Source organism: Haloarcula marina (assembly GCF_024218775.1).
Taxonomy (GTDB): domain Archaea; phylum Halobacteriota; class Halobacteria; order Halobacteriales; family Haloarculaceae; genus Haloarcula; species Haloarcula marina.
In genome coordinates, this window is the sequence record NZ_CP100404.1 from 2,972,506 (window position 1) to 2,990,218 (window position 17,713).

At 58.2% G+C, this 17,713-nt stretch carries 14 protein-coding genes; 7 read left to right on the forward strand and 7 right to left on the reverse strand.

Going from position 1 to position 17,713, the window contains the following annotated elements; genetic code table 11:
* Positions 1-6: 6 nt before the first annotated feature.
* From NJQ44_RS15760 to NJQ44_RS15775, 4 genes are all read right to left on the reverse strand, one after another.
* Positions 7-1,515: a hypothetical protein gene (locus tag NJQ44_RS15760; RefSeq protein WP_254272286.1), complete on the reverse strand. Its 1,509-nt coding sequence runs from the start codon at positions 1,513-1,515 to the stop codon at positions 7-9.
* A gap of 70 nt (positions 1,516-1,585) precedes the next feature.
* A complete protein-coding gene (locus NJQ44_RS15765) occupies positions 1,586-2,224 on the reverse strand; it encodes a ParB N-terminal domain-containing protein (RefSeq protein ID WP_254272287.1) in 639 nt (212 codons plus the stop codon).
* A 351-nt stretch (positions 2,225-2,575) separates the two neighbouring features.
* A complete protein-coding gene (locus NJQ44_RS15770) occupies positions 2,576-3,664 on the reverse strand; it encodes a glycosyltransferase (protein ID WP_254272288.1) in 1,089 nt (362 codons plus the stop codon).
* 7 nt (positions 3,665-3,671) lie between these two features.
* Positions 3,672-4,709: a glycosyltransferase family 4 protein gene (locus tag NJQ44_RS15775; RefSeq protein WP_254272289.1), complete on the reverse strand. Its 1,038-nt coding sequence runs from the start codon at positions 4,707-4,709 to the stop codon at positions 3,672-3,674.
* Between the two features lie 918 nt (positions 4,710-5,627).
* Here NJQ44_RS15775 and NJQ44_RS15780 point away from each other — a divergent pair.
* Positions 5,628-6,470: a polysaccharide deacetylase family protein gene (locus NJQ44_RS15780; protein WP_254272290.1), complete on the forward strand. Its 843-nt coding sequence runs from the start codon at positions 5,628-5,630 to the stop codon at positions 6,468-6,470.
* Between the two features lie 35 nt (positions 6,471-6,505).
* On the opposite strand, the gene NJQ44_RS15785 is transcribed toward NJQ44_RS15780, so the two are convergent.
* Positions 6,506-7,579: a carboxylate--amine ligase gene (locus NJQ44_RS15785; RefSeq protein ID WP_254272291.1), complete on the reverse strand. Its 1,074-nt coding sequence runs from the start codon at positions 7,577-7,579 to the stop codon at positions 6,506-6,508.
* Between the two features lie 100 nt (positions 7,580-7,679).
* A complete protein-coding gene (locus NJQ44_RS15790; RefSeq protein ID WP_254272292.1) occupies positions 7,680-8,333 on the reverse strand; it encodes a CehA/McbA family metallohydrolase in 654 nt (217 codons plus the stop codon).
* Between the two features lie 534 nt (positions 8,334-8,867).
* Between NJQ44_RS15790 and NJQ44_RS15795 the strand changes: the two genes are divergently transcribed.
* From NJQ44_RS15795 to NJQ44_RS15810, 4 genes are all read left to right on the forward strand, one after another.
* Positions 8,868-9,947: a GNAT family N-acetyltransferase gene (locus NJQ44_RS15795; protein WP_254272293.1), complete on the forward strand. Its 1,080-nt coding sequence runs from the start codon at positions 8,868-8,870 to the stop codon at positions 9,945-9,947.
* Between the two features lie 98 nt (positions 9,948-10,045).
* On the forward strand, positions 10,046-10,981 hold the full coding sequence (locus tag NJQ44_RS15800; RefSeq protein WP_254272294.1) for a GNAT family N-acetyltransferase: 936 nt from the start codon (positions 10,046-10,048) through the stop codon (positions 10,979-10,981).
* Positions 10,982-11,147: 166 nt separating this feature from the next.
* Positions 11,148-12,209, forward strand: coding sequence for a DUF1616 domain-containing protein (locus tag NJQ44_RS15805; protein ID WP_254272295.1), 1,062 nt, complete (start codon positions 11,148-11,150; stop codon positions 12,207-12,209).
* Between the two features lie 4 nt (positions 12,210-12,213).
* A complete protein-coding gene (locus tag NJQ44_RS15810; RefSeq protein WP_254272296.1) occupies positions 12,214-12,948 on the forward strand; it encodes a class I SAM-dependent methyltransferase in 735 nt (244 codons plus the stop codon).
* Between the two features lie 91 nt (positions 12,949-13,039).
* Here the strand turns inward: NJQ44_RS15810 and NJQ44_RS15815 are convergent, their stop codons facing one another.
* Positions 13,040-14,644 carry an alkaline phosphatase family protein gene (locus NJQ44_RS15815; RefSeq protein ID WP_254279277.1) on the reverse strand — a complete coding sequence of 535 codons (1,605 nt, stop codon included), beginning with the start codon at positions 14,642-14,644 and terminating at the stop codon, positions 13,040-13,042.
* Between the two features lie 460 nt (positions 14,645-15,104).
* On the opposite strand from NJQ44_RS15815, the gene NJQ44_RS15820 reads away from it, so the two are divergent.
* On the forward strand, positions 15,105-16,445 hold the full coding sequence (locus NJQ44_RS15820) for a nucleotide sugar dehydrogenase (RefSeq protein WP_254272298.1): 1,341 nt from the start codon (positions 15,105-15,107) through the stop codon (positions 16,443-16,445).
* A 2-nt stretch (positions 16,446-16,447) separates the two neighbouring features.
* Positions 16,448-17,650 carry a glycosyltransferase family 2 protein gene (locus NJQ44_RS15825; RefSeq protein WP_254272299.1) on the forward strand — a complete coding sequence of 401 codons (1,203 nt, stop codon included), beginning with the start codon at positions 16,448-16,450 and terminating at the stop codon, positions 17,648-17,650.
* Positions 17,651-17,713: the final 63 nt, after the last annotated feature.

Sequence of the window (17,713 nt, forward strand, 5' to 3'; positions counted from 1 at the left end):
CGATACCTAGAGGGCTGCCCAGATTTTCGCCATCGATTCGGTGACCACGTCGTCGAGGTCCTGGGTCGCGTCGATGTCGACGACTCGGGCGTCCGGGATTTCGATTTTGTCCGCCTGTGCCGTCCGCGTTTTCGCCCTCTCCAGCGTGTTCTCGGGCTTTCGATCCACGGCAGTCTCCGGCGGAATAGAGAGCCGAATCACGAGGTCCGGCGGATACTGCTGGGCAATCTCGTATGGACGCCGTTCGACCGCCGCCAGTTTCCGCTTTGCGACGTGCCACGAACTTCGCCAGTGGTCCAACTGGGGGCTGTCGGGCGAGTCAGCGTCGACGGTCGGGTACCTGTCGGTGATGACGACGTAGCCGTTGTTCCGCGCCGTGTTCATCTTCGTTAGCTTCCGCATCTTGTCGAGCGAGATGGAGAACACCGCAATTGTGTCCCAAAGTGTATACAGGGGTGACGATTTGATGTTCTCGGCCGTCGAGTTCTCGGTGGACTCACCCTCCGTTTCGGAGCGCCGCTGCTGGTCGTCGTTCGAGAGCAGTTGCGCTGCCAGCCATCGCTCGAATCGCTTCGGGAACAGGAGCGCGCTCTCGGCGCTGTCGCCGTGGCCGAAGTAAATCTGCTCCGTATCGGTAATCCAGCCGATCTCGTCGGCCACTCGTTTCGAGACCGTCGATTTTCCGGACCCGTCCGCTCCGATGAACGCAACCGAGATACCGCCTTTTTTGACGAGCTTCTGGTAGGGAAAGTTCAGCCCGAGCGTTTTGTCGTTTCCTTTCACTGCTATCGACTGGAGTTCCTGTTTGGCCGCGACGAGCCCGCCCCAGACCTTCCCGTGTCGCCGGTACTGTTCGAACACCTCGGGGAGTGAAGAACGAAGCTTCCGAAGTCGCCAGACGGACGGTCCGTTCTCGTAGAGAGCGAGGACCGCGTCTACGCAGTCGGTTCCGAGCAGTCGTTCAGTGGCACGCTCAAGTTCCGCTGCCGTCACGGTGTGCCGTAAGTCAGTGAACTCCGTCCGGACATCGCCGCGGACCAACGGGATTCCCAGCGGCTCGAAGACGTAGTTTCGCCACCGGAGCTTCAGCGCGTATCGGACCAACAGCAACAGCAGTTCGTGCCGGGGATGGACCATGTAGATACCGGTGTCTTCGTCTCTGACCCTGTCGGTCAGTAGCTGCTCCTCCCACGGCAGTCTGAACTCTTTCAGAAACGGTCGGCCCAAGACGAGTCGGTAGTGCAGGTGGAGGTGAATAACTGTTCCAGAGCGAGCGTCGAAGCCGATGAAATCTTCCAGAGACGGGTAGTTCGAGTACGTAGACGTTTGGAGAAGCTTAAAATTCAACTCGCTCAGGAGCTTTCTCACCAGCTCCTCCTCAGCAGGATCCACGAGAATATCTAGATCGGCTTCCCCGTCGGCAGATTCCGATAAATAGGTGTTACTCTTCCAGTGACAGTATCGGATGTCTTCGTCCTCCAGCCTGTTCGACAGCCTTTCACAGATTGCAAGCATGGATTTGTCTCAACGACCCTACGGGAACCGTTCCGTCCAACAGATATTGTAAAAGGGACACTATCGGCCGTTAGTCGGCGTCTCGTCGGGTTTCGGTCGGTGGATCGCCTCGCGGAGACTGCAGACTCCGCCGGTTGGTGCGGTGCAACACGTCGGCGAGCGAATCGATATCGGCAGCCCCGTCGACGAACTCTCGGTGGATGACAAGTGTTCGAACGGGAACACGTTCGATACCGAGTAGCTTCGAGAGGAACAATCGGTGGCGACCGTCACTGGCGAACAGTAGCTCACCGTCCCGAGCGACGTTCACGGTTATCTCGTGGTACGGATCGGAAAATACCCAGGCAGAGTTCTCCTCAGCGTGTCTGTCGAACCCGTTAGTTTCGAGAGAACGATATAGTCGGTCCAAGTACCGACACTGCGCGTGGATACTCTGTCTATCGGGACACTTCCCGTACCAAGCGGTCTCTCCGCCCGCGACTGTCTCGACTTGTTGTTGCACGAACTCGGTCGATAGCCAGTCGGTGCCCTCCTCAAAGTGCGCCTTCATCGCCTCATACAGACCGTGTTCCGCTATCGGGGTGCCGAGCCAGTCCCGTGAAACGTCTCTCGTGTTGTATCGGTCCCAGTCACCATCCCTGATTTCGCCGAATCTCCGCCGTCGGTGGAAGAACGTCGGCGTGTGCTTGGCGATTCGCTCGGGACTCACCCAGACGAGTTCCAACGGAGAGACGCCCAGTTCGGACCGAAAGTCCGAGGTATAGGACTTGAGCAAATGATACACGACGGTCTTTCGACACTGAGAGCGAATCAACTGAGGAACGTCACGCAGGTCGACACGAGTGGGGACCGGCGAAAGGTAGTTTTGGATACCCGTCCGGAGGTCGACGTCCATCGTTGGCCGATAGACCGCCGGTTTCCCGTTAGTTATAGACTCCTTTGGCCGCGGTAATCCGTCGTCCCGTCTCGGTGATTGGGCTATAGCACCGTGAAATCCCATCGACCTTCGAGACGGCGGTCACCCGCTCGGCACGCGCCTCACACGGAGTTCGGCCACCGGTCAGCTATCCCCGGCTACTTCCCAGTACAACGACGCGTGTTCTGCGGCGACTCGCTCCATCGAGAACGTCGACATCGCGGTCTGGTACCCCCTGTCGGCGAGGTGTCGACAGTCCTTCCCGTGGATTCGCTGCATCGTCCCCGCAAGCGTCTCCGGTTCTCCGACCGGACAGAGGTACCCAGTCGTGTCGTGCTCGACGATTTCGCGGACACCCGGAATGTCTGTCGAGATAACGGGGAGTTCCGCTGCCATCGCCTCGATGTGTGTCGTCGGCAGACCCTCCTTGGACGACGACGAGACGAACGCGTCCGCGCAGGCGTAGTAGGGCTCGATGGAATCGACGAACCCCGTGATGGTCACGCTCTCCGAGAGGCCTTTCTCCGAGACGATGGCTTCGAGGTCGCTGCGTAGTGGCCCGTCGCCGACGACGACGAGATGGGCGTCCGGTGCGTCGAGTCGCTCCATAGCGCTGATGAGGTCCCATTGTCGTTTCACGTCCACACAGCGAGCGACGTTGAGAAACACCGTCTCGGCTGACTGGACGCGTTTCGGAACGTTGGCCGGGTCCGCCGCGGCGACGCGGCCGTTGAACGCCTCGACATCAATTGCGTTGTAGATGACGCGCATCCGCGGGTCGTTTCCGTATGACTGGCGAACCCCATCGGAAACGCAGACTATCTGTTCTGAGAGCGGGCGGGTCGCGTGTTCGACGGCCCGCTTCAGGGGTGGCCGCTTCTCTTCGACGTTGTGGTAAGTCGAAACGTGTGGCAGCGACAACCCCAGACAAGCCAATCGGCCGACAAGGTCGGAAAACGCGAGATGGGAATGAACCACGTCGACATCGAGTTCTCGCAGGCGAGAGAGCAGTCGCGCCGTGCCGTTGCCGACGGACGCAATCGCGACGTCGACGCCGAGGACGGAGAGTTCGACACCGCTCTCTTCGAACGCCTCTTCGAGTTCGCCGCGTCGGTTCGAAGCGACGACCACGGGGTCAACATCGTTGCGTTGGTCCAGTTCGACCGCCAAGTCCTTAACCAACCGCTCTGCACCGCCGCCGTTGAAGTCGTTGAGGAGGAGACAGGGTCGCATATGGGTCCTACCTCGGTGAGCGATGGTCAGCCAGTAGCGATTCATAAATCGACTCAATTCGTTCGCCCATCCGTTGGAGGCTCACTTCTCTCACGTGTACTCTCCCGTCAGATCGCTCGCCGGTTTCGAGTACCGACACGACCGCGTCGACCAACTCCGCGTCGTTCGAACACACGTACGAGTTCTCCACCGGTCCCAGTCGCCGTCTCGTGTCACCCACGTCCGTGGACACGACGGGGAGATTGCACGCCATCGCCTCTTTGACCGTGTTGGGAGACCCCTCACGGAGAGAGGGAAGTAACAGCGCGTCCGCCGCGTTGTAGTACAGCGGCATCTCGTCGTGGTCTGCGTCGTGAACGTCCTGTAACCGCACCGTCTCCTCGAACGACCGGTTCACCCGTTCGACGGTTCGCTTCGCGACGTGGTAGCGCTTCTTCTCGTGCCCTTTGTGATATGGGAAAATCACGTGCCTGTCGTCGGCGTCCCAACCGACCGCTTCTCTCGCTTCTACCTGCGGCATCGGCTCGAATACCGACAGGTCAACGCCGCTCGGAATTATCGTCGCGTCGCACGGTAGCGCGTCTTTCATCTCCTGGCTTCGGACGATGACGTGGTCGCTCTGCGTGGCACAGAGCTTCGTTATTTTCGGTTGCAACCCCGCCAGTCGGTCGCCCAGCAGGTCGTCGCCCCAGAACGTCATCACGACCGGTCGGTTCGGTTGGAGCAGTCCCAGCGGCGCGACAACGCCTGAGTTAACGTGAACGATGTCGTAGTCTTCGGCCAGCGAGGCTTGCAGTATCTTCGGATACAGCATCGACCCGCGAACAGCGTAGTAAATCGGGTTGTGGCCAGCGATACTGTCTAACAGTCCCTCGTGAATGCTTCTGTCTCCGTGAACGTGGCCGTCCTGACGGAAATCACCCTGATACAGTGCGTCACATTCGATTCCGCGCTCTTCGAGTATCCGTACTTGATCGAGGAAGAACTCCATGCCAGCGCTGGAAATCTGTAGCACTTTCAGCGAGTGGCCGTTTGCGGTACTCACGGTCCCCTCCCCTCGTGCCGTCGAGTCGATTCGTTCCCTCGGCGGTTGTTAGTGACCGTTTCGCATGGCGGTGGTGCATTCTTGAACATCTGAGTTGAGTGGATATGTCGTATGGTCGTTCCGACGGAGGGTTTCGTGTACTCTGTACGCCTGTGTACCGGTCTACTCGGCAGTGACTCTGCGCTCGGGTCGGACGCCGCGAGACGGTGCGACGTTCCGCCCCACACGCGAGGCGTTCGATGCGTAGCCGCGCTTGAATCGGCAGCCGTGACCGACGCGGTCCCGGCGACCGTCAGACTCGGTTGCCGATATCCCCTGCCGAAACCGGCGCAAATACGTGTTTTATACGCTGTTTCCGGCTTCTCTGACATCATCGCCGTGCCCGATACTGCAGGGATTCAGACTCTACTTGCATCGGTCCGATTGTATCTACCTACGATTCACTTCCAACGATATTTCGAACAATAAGTATCAACAGCTTATGTACGGCGTATCCCGAACGTACCGTAGAAGCCCGGAGCGGGAGATTCCGGGACGAGCCTCGTGGGGAAACCACCGGTACCGCGTACTCGTAGGTGGCGTCTCTTGTCTCCCCGAGGAGTCGAGACCAGGCCAGACACTGTCCAATTCTGTTATCGCTACTCGTACAGAATGAGTCATCTTAGCCATACGATGGTCAACCTCTCACGCAAGCTTACATAAAAGCAGTCCGTTAGAGCGACCTTAGTATATCCTAATGCTGGATTGTGGCCGCTCACCTGCCGTACGTTGCTAATTACTATTTGCAGATACAGAGTAGCGATTCGGCGTTCGAATGTTCGCTAAATTTGATATACGGCGACCAAGCTCATCGAACGTGGCCGTGGGCTGTCGTCGACTGTCCATGCGATCGGACACGCATCGGTGTTGGTTGGACAGATGACCGACGACAGCCCACGCCGCGCCTGTCTCACGCTCGACCTCGAAAAAAACTGGAACTTCGAGGATCCCGAGTTGAAATACGCGACCTTCGACTATCTCGACGACTACATCGACTTACTCGACACTCTCGACCTCCCGCTATCGGTGTTTGTCGTCGGCGAGACTATCGAGGACCGACCGGACGCCATCGAACGGCTTCAGGAACGCCTCGACGTCGAGTTCCACCTCCACTCGTACTCACATGACATCTCCGGATCGGCGGATTTCGAACGGGAAGTCCGACTGGGGACGCAGGCGTTCGAGTCGTTCTTCGGGCGTCAGCCGGAAGGATATCGGTCGACGCAAGGTCGAATCGAGCGGTCTGCCTTCCGGTTCCTCGAATCCTCGGGCTTCCTGTTCGATTCGAGTGTCTTCCCGACGTACCGACCGGGAGTGTACAACAACCTTCGAGCACCGGTCGAACCCTATCAGGCCACCGGGACCGATTCGCTCCTCGAGATTCCGGTGGCCGTCGTCCCCAGACTTCGCTTCCCTCTCTCACAGGGGTACGTCAAGGCCATAGGAGCCCCGTTTCTCGCCGTTCTACGACACATCCCGTTACAGGACGTGGTGGTGTACAATTCACATCTTCAAGACTTCTACCACACCCAGGCGCACGAACGACTCGGTCCGCAACGGAAACTCTTCTACGGGCGAAACGTGGCGCAATCCGAGCACATTTTCGAGCGAGTCGTCGAGACCCTTCGGCGGAAGGGATACTCGTTCGTCAAAATGACCGACGTGTACGACGCCTATACGGAGGGCGGCGACAGGCCGCGGCGTCGCTCAGCCAACGACTGACTCGTCCACAGGGAACCAGGTCGGCAGCGAGTGTCTCACCGCGAAGACCGAAACACCACTCGCCGCCAGATATCCGGATCGACTGAGTACCGCAGTATCGCACCGATGCGTCCGACGAGCGGGAACGTGTCATCGGCGTCGACGATGTCGTAGTACAGGTCCTCGTCAACGAGCGGGAAAAAGTCGCGTACGGCGTCAAGGTCCCGTTCGCTAAAGAGGTGCAGAAAGTCACCGGGCACGAGGTACCGACACTTCACGCCAGCGGGGTACTCCCGTGTCGGTTCTACGGTCTCCCCCAGTGCCACGGATGCGAGAAGCGCAGGGTAGTCGACGCCAGCGTAGTACGGGAGATGAAGCGACCCCCAGAACCGCGGATTCACTTCCAGGAGATTCGGCGTATCCGTCCGCGGGTCGTTTTTGAACTCGACCATCGCCACCCCCTGCCAGTCGGCGTCGAGCAATATTTTCCGCCCGTACTCGAGAAGCGCGTCGTGATGGATGCTCTCCCTGAGCGTCGACGGACCGCCGCTCGGCGGATATTCCCGGAGTCGACGATACGCGAACTCCGCGAGCACCTCGCCGTCCCAAACCAGGAATCCAGCCCCCAACCCCCTCCCCTCTAGGGGTATTTGCTCTTGGATGATCGGTCCGGGATACGACGCCTCGACCGACTCGTAGACATCAGCCAGTGCATCCGGCGAGTCGACGTACCGGAGCCCCCTCGACCCCGCGCTATCGAGTGGTTTCACGACGACGGGAAACTCTAATTCGGACCGAATCTCGCGGATATCGTCGACACTGTCAGGATACGCCGTGCGGGGGTGGGGGACGTCGAGGCGTTCGGCCCGTCGCATCACGGCGTCTTTTCGCACCAGTTCATCGAACCGTTCCGCACCAGCGACAGGGACGATGGTGTGTTCGGAAAGTCGGTCTTTGTGGTGGTTTATTAGCCGAGTCGATTCGTGGGCAATCGGCATCAACAGGTCGATCTCCTCGTTCGAAAGGAACTTCACCAGGAATTCGACGAACTCCGACGGGCGCTCTTCGGGGGAAGGGTACACCACACAATCGTCGGTATATTTCGACGCGAACGACGTCGCGAACCGCATCGATTCGCCACAGACTACCGAGTGTCCGCGTCGTCCCAACGACCGTACTGCTGCCAACGCACTCCGACGCTGTCCGTCGGTGATGAAAATTGTCGCCATGTCACTTGACAGATTTGACAGTCTCCATAGCTTTACTCAGTCCGTGGTAAAGGTAGTAGGGAGACTCCGTTCCGGTTGGGGCGACCGCGCCCTCCCGAATTGCTGACTTTAGCTCGGCCAGCGAGGTAATCGGGTCCCAGGAAACGATCGTTCTGGCTCGGCCAACCTCCCATGGCGTGTGAGCGTCACTCCCCCCGGTGAGCGGACAGTCATGATGCTGTCCGAGAGCCGTCGCACGGACGTTCGTCTGTGTTCTCGACCTCGCGTTGAGGCCTTCGACCGCATCGACTTTTCGGAAGACCCACTCCTCAAAGTCAGTCACTTTCCGATAGGGATGTGGCAAGATAGCCAGTCCGCCTTGGCTGTGAATCTCGTCGACAGCCGATGCGAGTGTGTCGCTCGTAATCTGTTCGGTGATGAACAGCGCCAGCAAGTCGTCGTAATCTCGTGTTCGAACCTCCATTCCGGGAATCACCATTACCTCAGTCGACTCGTTGACTTCGGCGTGTGCCCCGAACTCGTCGTGGTCGGTAATCGCTATCGCGTCCAATCCTACCTGTTCGGCGTATCGCGCGACCGTCGCTGGGGGCTGAAGCGAATCGTAGGACCACGACGTGTGGGTATGAAGGTCGGCTGAGAAATATTCTCCGGACATGTAAGCTTATTTAAACTTATCAGTTATAGTATTTTGCTGGATGAGGTCGGCGGTACGCGACTACACGTGTCTCGCAAGAACAATGCGGGGAACACGAGATACACTCACCCATGTCCAGCCAGCCGTTACATGCCGAATCACCGGAGCGAATATTTCGGATAGACGGTTCTGGTGAGCGTCCCACCTCGCCTTTCGTCAGTCTTGAGAGGTTCATTTCGAACCGTCGCTCGATTTGCTCCGTCGGAAGCGAACCTTCTCGCAACTATCGCTATCTGGATTTCGTCTCAGATTTGTCACGGTTTCGGCTACTCATGACGGCAGGACAGCAATGTTATGAGGTGAAAAACCAGTTGATTTCTTGTATTATTTCGATAATCACTTCATACTAATTAGTCGAACTCCCGTCCTGCTGAAACAGTAACACGGGGAACCCATTGTCGATGCTGCTATGCTGTAGTCCACTGCCGCGGATGTCGGTCAGCCCGAGACCTAGAATGCTCGCAATGGAACGCGTGTGCGATTAGTTAAAAAGGAATGCTGGGAAAACTACGAGCTACCGACCAGTACGCTATAGATATTTGTACGGACAGGAACGAGTGGAATTCGTTTATCGAGCGCAACGACGGTCCGGTGTACACCCACTGGGGGTGGTACGACGCGGTAGCCTCGTACGGTCACGACCAGCAGAACCTCGTCGCTCGGAGACAGGATACTGGTGCTATTGCAGCGGCGCTCCCGATATGTCACATAAACAGCCACTTGTTTGGGTCACAGTTGTTGTCTCCTGCGTTCGCCGAGCGAGGAGCGGTCGTGTTCGATAGAGAGAACCATTCGACCACCGCGAGACGGCTTCTCTTAGAACAGACGAAGCAACTGGCCGAACGCCTCGACATCGACTTCGTCAGTCTGCGTGGTGCCACCGGGAGTAGTACGGACGACTTTACCTCCAAGAAAAGATATGTGACCTTTCAGGTGCCTGTCGAGGAGGGACCTGACGCCATCTGGTCTAAGATTCGAGACAGCCGTCAACGGCAGATACGGCAAGCTGCTGATAACGACAACTTAGAACTCACCGTCGGCACCTCACTGGAGGACGTACAAAGATACTACGACCTCTACCTCGAAACGATGCACCGGCACGGAAGCCCACCCCATTCGTTCGAGTTTTTCAGAATCCTCTGGGAGCGACTACACAAGGACGGGAAGTTCCGTCTCACCACGATAGATTATGACGGCACCCCGATCAACGGAATAATCAACCTCGCGTTGGGTTCGACAGTTTATCAGTGGGGAGTGGTGAACGATTACGAGTACCGGGATCTCAACGGTGGCAGTCTCCTACTGTGGAAATCACTTGAACAGGCCGCTGAAGAGGGATACGACACGTACGAGTTCGGTCGTACGCGGGAAGGGTCAGGCGTCTACATGTTCAAGAAGAGCTTCGGCGGAACGAAGGTGTGGTACGACGACATACACTACTTCCCGAACGGGGAAGTCAACCTTCCCAACCCGGAAAAGAACAAGTACGAGCGAGCGAGGGAAGTCTGGAAACTCCTCCCGCTATCGGTCGCTGGGATGGTTGGACCGCACGTGCGAAAACAAATCGGTATCTGAGTTCCATGGACATTCAGAGACTCTCCCTCAACGAATGGGATGACTTGCTGCCTGAATCTGGGGTCGGGCCGTTTCACGCGTCGGAGGTACTCGAACTGATGGACGAGTACGAACCGGGCGAACTACGGCTTCTTGGCGGATTCCGGGGCCAACAGCCGGTGGGACTCTTCCCCGTGTTCGTTCGCGAAAAGTATTCCCTGCGGTTCGTTGTCTCGCCACCACCCGGCCTTAGCGTGCCGTGGCTCGGTCCGGTGTTGATGCCCACCAGTCCGAAGCAGCGTAAACGGGAGAAGCTCAACGAGCGTTTCACCGAGGCGGTTCTCGAAGCGGTCGACGTGGACAGTCGACGGACGCTCTTCGGAATGGTCGGCACCCCGAAATACGGTGACCCCCGGCCGTATCTCTGGGAGAACCTGAACGTGGACCCGCGGTTCAACTTCATCCTTCCGCTCGAAGACCGTGACTCAGAGAGCGTTCTCGGCTCGTTTACGCGTGATTTACGCAAAGAGATCCGCAAGGGCAAGGACTTGGACATCTCCATCACCCTCGAAGGGGCAGCGACGGCTGAACGAATCTGCGACGACCTCAAGCGTCGTCACGCGGAACAGGGCCTCACATATCCCACTCCGCGGGCGTTCGCCCGCGACCTCGTTTCTCAACTCGACGGCCAGACGAGAGTGTACGTCGCGCGAACGCCAGACGGTGAGTTTCTCAGCGGAATCACCCTCCTGTATGCGAACGGTGAGGCGATGTTCTGGCAGGGCGGCGCGAAGGCCAACTATCAGGGCGTGAGCGTAAACAGCCTCCTCCACTGGGAGATAATCACGGACATTCTTGACGACCCGGAACTAGAGAGCGTCGAGCGCTATCACCTCGGAAATGCTCTGAACCGTCGCATCTCGCGGTTTAAGAGCAAATTCAACGGCGACCCTGTGGTCAATTACGAAATTAAATCTAACCTGATGTTACTGGCGAGGAAAGTGTACACCGCTCGGCGTCACGTGACGCTGCAGAATCTCTCGGAGCGCTTCTGAAACTGCTTCGCCGCTCGTGGAACCGGGGTCGAAATGGTTATTTATCCCAACTTAGCCCGCAATAGCCCCTGTATACTTAGTTGTACCACGCGCATCTCGATGGTCAGACGAACAGCTATGGATAGTCTGCAAACGCAGGGTCGACCCGTCGAATCCGTATTGTGAGATGAATCGAGACGAAGTATCTGTGCCTTCTGTACGGCAAGCATGGAGAATATCGGCCGACCTGATCGCCGTTATCTCACTCGTCGTGGTCGCCAATCTGGCGGTCCTCTTACCGGCCCTCGACGAGTCGGTCGGACAGGTAGTCGTTGGACTCGCCTTCGTGTTTTTCGCTCCCGGATATGCGTTGGTTTCGGCACTGTTTCCAGAGGCCGGTCGACCGCCCGCCGCCAGCGTGAGCGGCACAGCCGATTCGAGGATGGGTCGATTCTTCGCATCCGGTCGAGAGCGCTTACCCGGAGAGATAGACGCTGTCGAGCGGGGCGCGCTCGCGTTCGCACTCAGTATCGCTGTCGTACCGCTTCTCGCGATTGCGTTGTCGGTTACGCCGGTCGAGTTCTCCCTCCGCTCGATACTCCTGCTCATTAGCGTGGTGACGGTTCTCTGTAGTGTCGTCGCAGCGATACGACGATGGCGATTACCGGCCGACCGACGGTTTCGGGTTTCCCCGCGCCAGTGGGTCGCCACGGGGGCTGGGTTCGTTACGGGTACGGACTCTCGGTTCAGCGCCGTCCTGAACGTCGGACTCGCCGTCGCAATCCTCTTCGCTGTCGGCTCCGTCTCGTTTGCCGTCGCCGCGCCGCCAGAGGGTGAGCAGTTCACCGACTTCTACGTCCTCACAGAGAACGACGGTGGCGAACTCGTCGAGGCCGGATATCCCGCGAACCTCACCGTGGGCGACTCAGAACCGGTCGTGGTCCGCATCGACAACCAAGAGCACGACGCGACGGACTACACCGTCGTCATAGAGCTTCACCGCGTCCAGAATCCACAGCAGGGGAACGCCACGAACGCCCCGGTCGAAGAAGCGACGCTCCGCGAGTTCCACACGCAAATCGGGCACAACGAGACGTGGACCCAGACCTATCCAATAGAGCCGACGATGACCGGAGAGAACCTCCGACTCACCTTCCTCCTGTATAAGGGCGACTCACCGGCTGACCCGACAGTGGCGAACGCCTATCGGGAACTACACCTCTGGGTGTCGGTGGACGGACCGAATTAGTTCGATGCTCTGGGACCGGGGAGGGCGCGATGAGGAAGAAGAACTGTTCACGACCGAAAACGCCGTCGACCTCTACACCGAGCGGATACAGGACCCCAAGCTGTTTCCACAGGAAGCGAAGGCAGTAGAGCGATACTTTACCGAGACAGACGGTACAGTCTTGGATGTTGGCTGTGGTGTCGGCCGGGCCTCGCACCTGCTGGACGAGCGCGGGTACGACGTGACCGGCATCGACGTCAGCGAACCGCTCGTCGCGAAGGCTCGTTCGCTGTTCCCCGATATCGAGTTCCACGTCGAAGATATCCGTGAGACGAGCTTCGAATCGAACTCCTTCGAGTACGTCATCTTCACATACTTCGGACTCGACTATCTCGTCCCGAAATCCGAGCGAGTGACGGCGCTGCGAGAGATTTTCCGCCTCCTGAAACCGGGCGGTATCCTGACGTTCTCGTCTCACAACAGCTGGCACCCGCTCGTCCCGCTGTCTGTCCGCAACCTCGGCTTTGCCCTCAAAGACGTGACCGACCTGTATCTGCGCGAGAAGAACCGCGGACGGATCGGGTCACGGTACAAGATAGAGAACGTCCCGTTGGGCGATATCGAAATATATCTCTCGAACCCGCTACACCAGTGGTTCCAACTCAGAAAGTGTGGGTACACGCCGCTCACCATCCTCGGAGAGCGTGATAATTTCTTGCGGTTCTTCGAGCGTGACCCGCACTACGTCGCGAAGAAGTAACCTCGCATTCGGGATGCCTCGGTCTCGTCCGCATTCGGCGCTACGTCGGGTGTGGTGGTCCGACTGCACGACCGGACGAGTTCCCGGAGAGTCACTCCAGATATCCCAAGTCCGATAGTCGGTCCTCAACGGCGACATCGTCAGTCGCAACAGTTTCAGCCGGGGAAAAGGAAGGGTACGTGGTTCGCGCAGCTGAGTCGACGACAGAGAGCGGGCCGCCGTCCATCCGCTCGCCGACCGGAAGCCCGAAACTCGTCAGAATCGTCGGTGTGACATCGAAGAGGTGTGCCCCATCGAGATTCGTCTCCGGATCTATGTCGTCGCCTGTCGCCATGACGACCCCGTCACGTTTGTGTTCCCACGGTTCGGTCGGATCCCCGAACGTCGCTCCCTTGTGCGTTGCCACCAAGAAATGGTCGAAGCGGTTCGGGACGGTCACGATATCCGGTGCGTCGTCGACGTAGGGGCCGTCGAACACCGCTTCGCGTCGGTAGACGGCTTCGAAGACCGGGTCCCCCTCCGGTGTCATCACTCCCTCCAACGCCTTCATCAACTCGGTGCGAATCTGCTCGTAGTTCTCCGGTGAGACGACGCCGTCCGGTTCTCGGCCTTCGAGATTGAGGCGAACGCCCATCTCCGTTCGAACCCGCATGTAAGCGGTCGACGCCGCGAAGTCGGTCTGTTCGGTTCCCGCGCGGACAAGGTCTATCGGTACCGTTTCGAGGACCCTGTCCTCCACCCCGAGGCGTCGCAGAACAGCCCCGATGCGCTGGCTCGTAATTCCGATGCGCGCAGCTTGTTCAAGCGTCTTCGCAGCTAGCGACTCCGCTGCATCGGTCCACCCAGCGTTCTCCGTTTCGTCGGCGGCGAGTGACTTCCAAGACGGCATTCCGCTTCCCGTCGTTGTAGCGACGTAGCCGTTTTCTCTGAGGTACTCGTTGACTCGAAATTCGCGACCATCTATAGAACCGAGCCCGTGGTCGCTTACTACCAGTGTCAGGTCGGGGTTACAGGCGTCGAGAATTTGACTTACCTCATGGTCGACAGCGCTGTAGACCCCGCGAATGACCGCTTCGTCACCGGGAAATTGGTGGTAGACGGTATCGGTCGCTTGGAACTGCACGAAGCCGAAGTCCGGGTCGTGTTTCTCGACAAGATAGCGGAACGCGTCGCCGCGCATTCGCGTAAGCCGTGACAGTCCCTCAGCCAAGCCCCCGTCCGACGCGTTGGCTCTGAGTGTATTGGCGTAGAGCGAGTATCCGCCGAGTTCCTCCTGGAGTTCGGTCCAGACGCCAGATGGATGGCACGCTGCCCCCTCGGGAGCGATGTATCCGGGTACGAGAACCCCATCGAACTCACGTGGTGGATGCGTGGCTGGGACGTTGAGAACGACCGAACTAAAACCGTTCATCGAGAGCAGTTCCCAGACCGCGAACTCCTTTACGTGTGAACGGTTGACCACGTCCCAGTCGTAGCCATCGAAGTGAAGAAAACTGTAGACGCCATGTTTACCGGGGTTGACACCCGTGTACATCGAGGGCCACGCACTGGGTGTCCATGGCGGTAGTTGTGACCGGAGCGGCCCCGCGGCACCGCCACTCCGGATTTCGGCGAGGGTCGGTACGACATCCTCGTCCATCAGCGGTTCGAGTACGGACAGACAGACACCGTCGAGACCAATTACCAGAGTTTGCATGATAGCCGTTCACCACGGATGCGTCGGAGCAAACAATGAGTTCGTAGATTTTCTCCTCCGGACGCGCTAAACTTTCAGAGATTCGTCTACCGGTTAGTTATAGAGATGATATCCCGCTTGGTGCCAGCGTCTGTGACAACTCAAATTCAGACGGTACTGACGGAACGCTGTGTCCGGGTAGAGGATTATCGAGATTACCGAGTTCAAGCAAGTGATTATTGTACCCGTCCCGCATCGGGTACGTTGTTCAGATATCGGGTGAAATATTCAACGTTTGGAGAATTTCGAGTAAGGACAGTGAATCTGTGCTATCGGGGCCGAACGCGTCGTAAACTCGCAAGTATTCTTGTCTTATATCCGATATAGAGTTGTCTAATCACCACCCTGAGACCTTCTAAGCCACGATTTATACAAAAAGGTATTTATAACTAAATAGATTCCAATGGCCCCTTTTCGCGTCATGACTTCTGTGAGCATCGTCGGGATGGGATACGTCGGGCTACCTCTCGGACTCTCACTCGATGCCGAAGGATACGACGTTGTTGGCTACGACACGGACGAACAGAAAGTCGAAGCCTTCAATCGAGGAGACGACCCAACCACCGAAGTGGGTTCGGAAGCCGTCCGCCGGAGCAATATCACGTTTACCGCCGATCAGAGGACGATTGCATCCAGCGATTACTACATCATCACAGTGCCGACTCCCATCGACGAGACGGGACGACCGGATTTGTCTTTCGTCGAGGCCGCCGGTGAGACCGTCGGCAATCATCTCACCGAGGGTTCGACAGTCGTCCTTGAGTCGACGGTCTTCCCGGGTGCAACGCGTGAAGTCCTCCTTCCGGCACTGGAACGAGAATCCGGACGGGTCGCCGGGGAAGGCTTCTTCGTCGGCTATTCGCCGGAGCGGATCGTTCCCGGAAACTCCGCCAAAGACATCGAAGATATCGTCAAAATCGTCAGCGGCCACGACGAGACGGCCCTCAATCGGCTCCGTTCGCTCTACGACGATATCGTCGACGCAGGTATCCACACGACGCGAACGATGGAAATCGCTGAAGCCGCCAAATGCCTGGAGAACACCCAACGTGACGTGAACATCGCGCTGATGAACGAGTTCGCACTCGGCTGTCAGCAGGTGGATATCCCGATAGACGCGCGTGAGGTAATCGACGCCGCATCGACGAAGTGGAACTTCCACGAGTACCACCCGGGGAGCGTGGGTGGCCACTGCATTCCCGTCGACCCGAAATACTTAATTTGGAAGTTCGAGCAACACGGATTCGAATTTTCTGTCATGCGGGCCGCGCGGGAGGTCAATAGCGACTTTGCGGCCCACATTGCCAGGATTACAACCAACGGACTTACGGAGCGAATGCAAATACTGGACGCAGAGCCAGAAGCCGTGAACGCCGACGGGGGACAGTTGTCAGAATCGAAGAACAGCAGCCCTCGAATACTCGTTCTCGGGTTGGCCTACAAGCCGAACACGACCGATATCCGCTCACCCGTACTCAAAGACGCAATCGACCGGTTACAGGACATCGGCGAGGTGGTCGGAATCGACCCACACGCACCGAACGAAGAGATTCGGTCCAATTTCGACATCACCGTCCAAGACGAACTGTCAGTCGAGGATTTCGATGCGCTACTTGTAACTACGCCACATGACCAGTTCAAATCGTTGGACCTCGGGGCCTTGAGCGGTGAGATGAACGAGCTACCGCTGATGGTCGACGTGACGGGGACCTACGATTACGAGGAAGCGATTGAGCAGGGCTTTCTCTACCGAGGACTGTAACCATGTACGCAAGCAGCACCGTCGGCGTGGTTATCCCAGCATACAACGAAGCACAGTTCATCGGCAGCGTCATTCAAGATATCCCCGAGTACGTCGACCGGATATACGTCGTCGACGACGCTTCGACTGACGGCACGTGGGGGCAAATACTCGCAGCGGCGACAACCGACGCCAGCGAGTCGGTATCACGGGAGAAACAGGCCGACGGCGGAATGGACCGGCGGGCGCCGAGTGAGGGACCCAAACCGCGCCAACCCAGCGAGATAGCCGAACAGAACGAGACCGACCGAGCGGCTGCGTTGAAACGGGACTGGAATCTCGAATCGATGGCTGAAACGAACGATAGCGTTCACACCGCACTCACCGACCGGACAGACCGAGTGGTTCGACACGGCCGCGTCGTCGCGATACAACATGGCACGAATCAGGGGGCAGGCGGCGCAATTAAGACCGGGTATCTCGCGGCCCTCGTCGACGCCGTGGATGCCGTCGCGACCATCGACGGTGACGGTCAGATGGACCCGCAGATGCTCTCGCTCCTCTTGGATCAGATAGTCGACGAGAAGGCGGGGTACGCGAAGGGAAACAGGCTATTGTATCGAGAGTACCGGAGCGAGATGCCGACCTTCAGGCTCGTCGGCAACTCCATCCTGACGTTCCTGACGAAGATCGCGAGCGGGTACTGGCGAGTCATGGACCCGCAGAACGGCTACACCGTGATTTCTCGGCAGGCACTCAAAGCAGTGGGCGTCGAGGACCTCTACGAGGGATACGGCTACTGTAACGAGTTGCTCATCAAACTCAACGTGACTGAAACACGCATCGCCGACGTACCGACCGCTGTAAACTACTCCGACGAAGAGAGCCACATCCGATACTCGTCGTACATTCCGAAGGTGTCACTGTTGTTGCTGACTGGCTTTCTGTGGCGCTTGAAGACCAAGTACTTCATCGTGGACTGCCACCCGCTGGTGTTCTTCTACGTGTTCGGTGCGGGAATCACGGGCTTTGGCACGTTCGGGGGGCTGTACACCCTGTGGAGCTTCTTCACCGCGAACGCGAGCGTCCTCTTCGAAGGCCTGCTCTCAACGCTGCTGGTCGTGACCGGGTTGCTGTTCCTCCTGTTCGCGATGGTGTTCGACAGGCAGGCCAACGACTCCCTCGTGCGCCCCCAGCAGTTCGACGCAGTCAACTCGACTGACTGACCGCTACCATAGGGCCGACGAACCGATGCGGTCCGAATCGAGAAGCGGGAGCGCGTCGGTCCG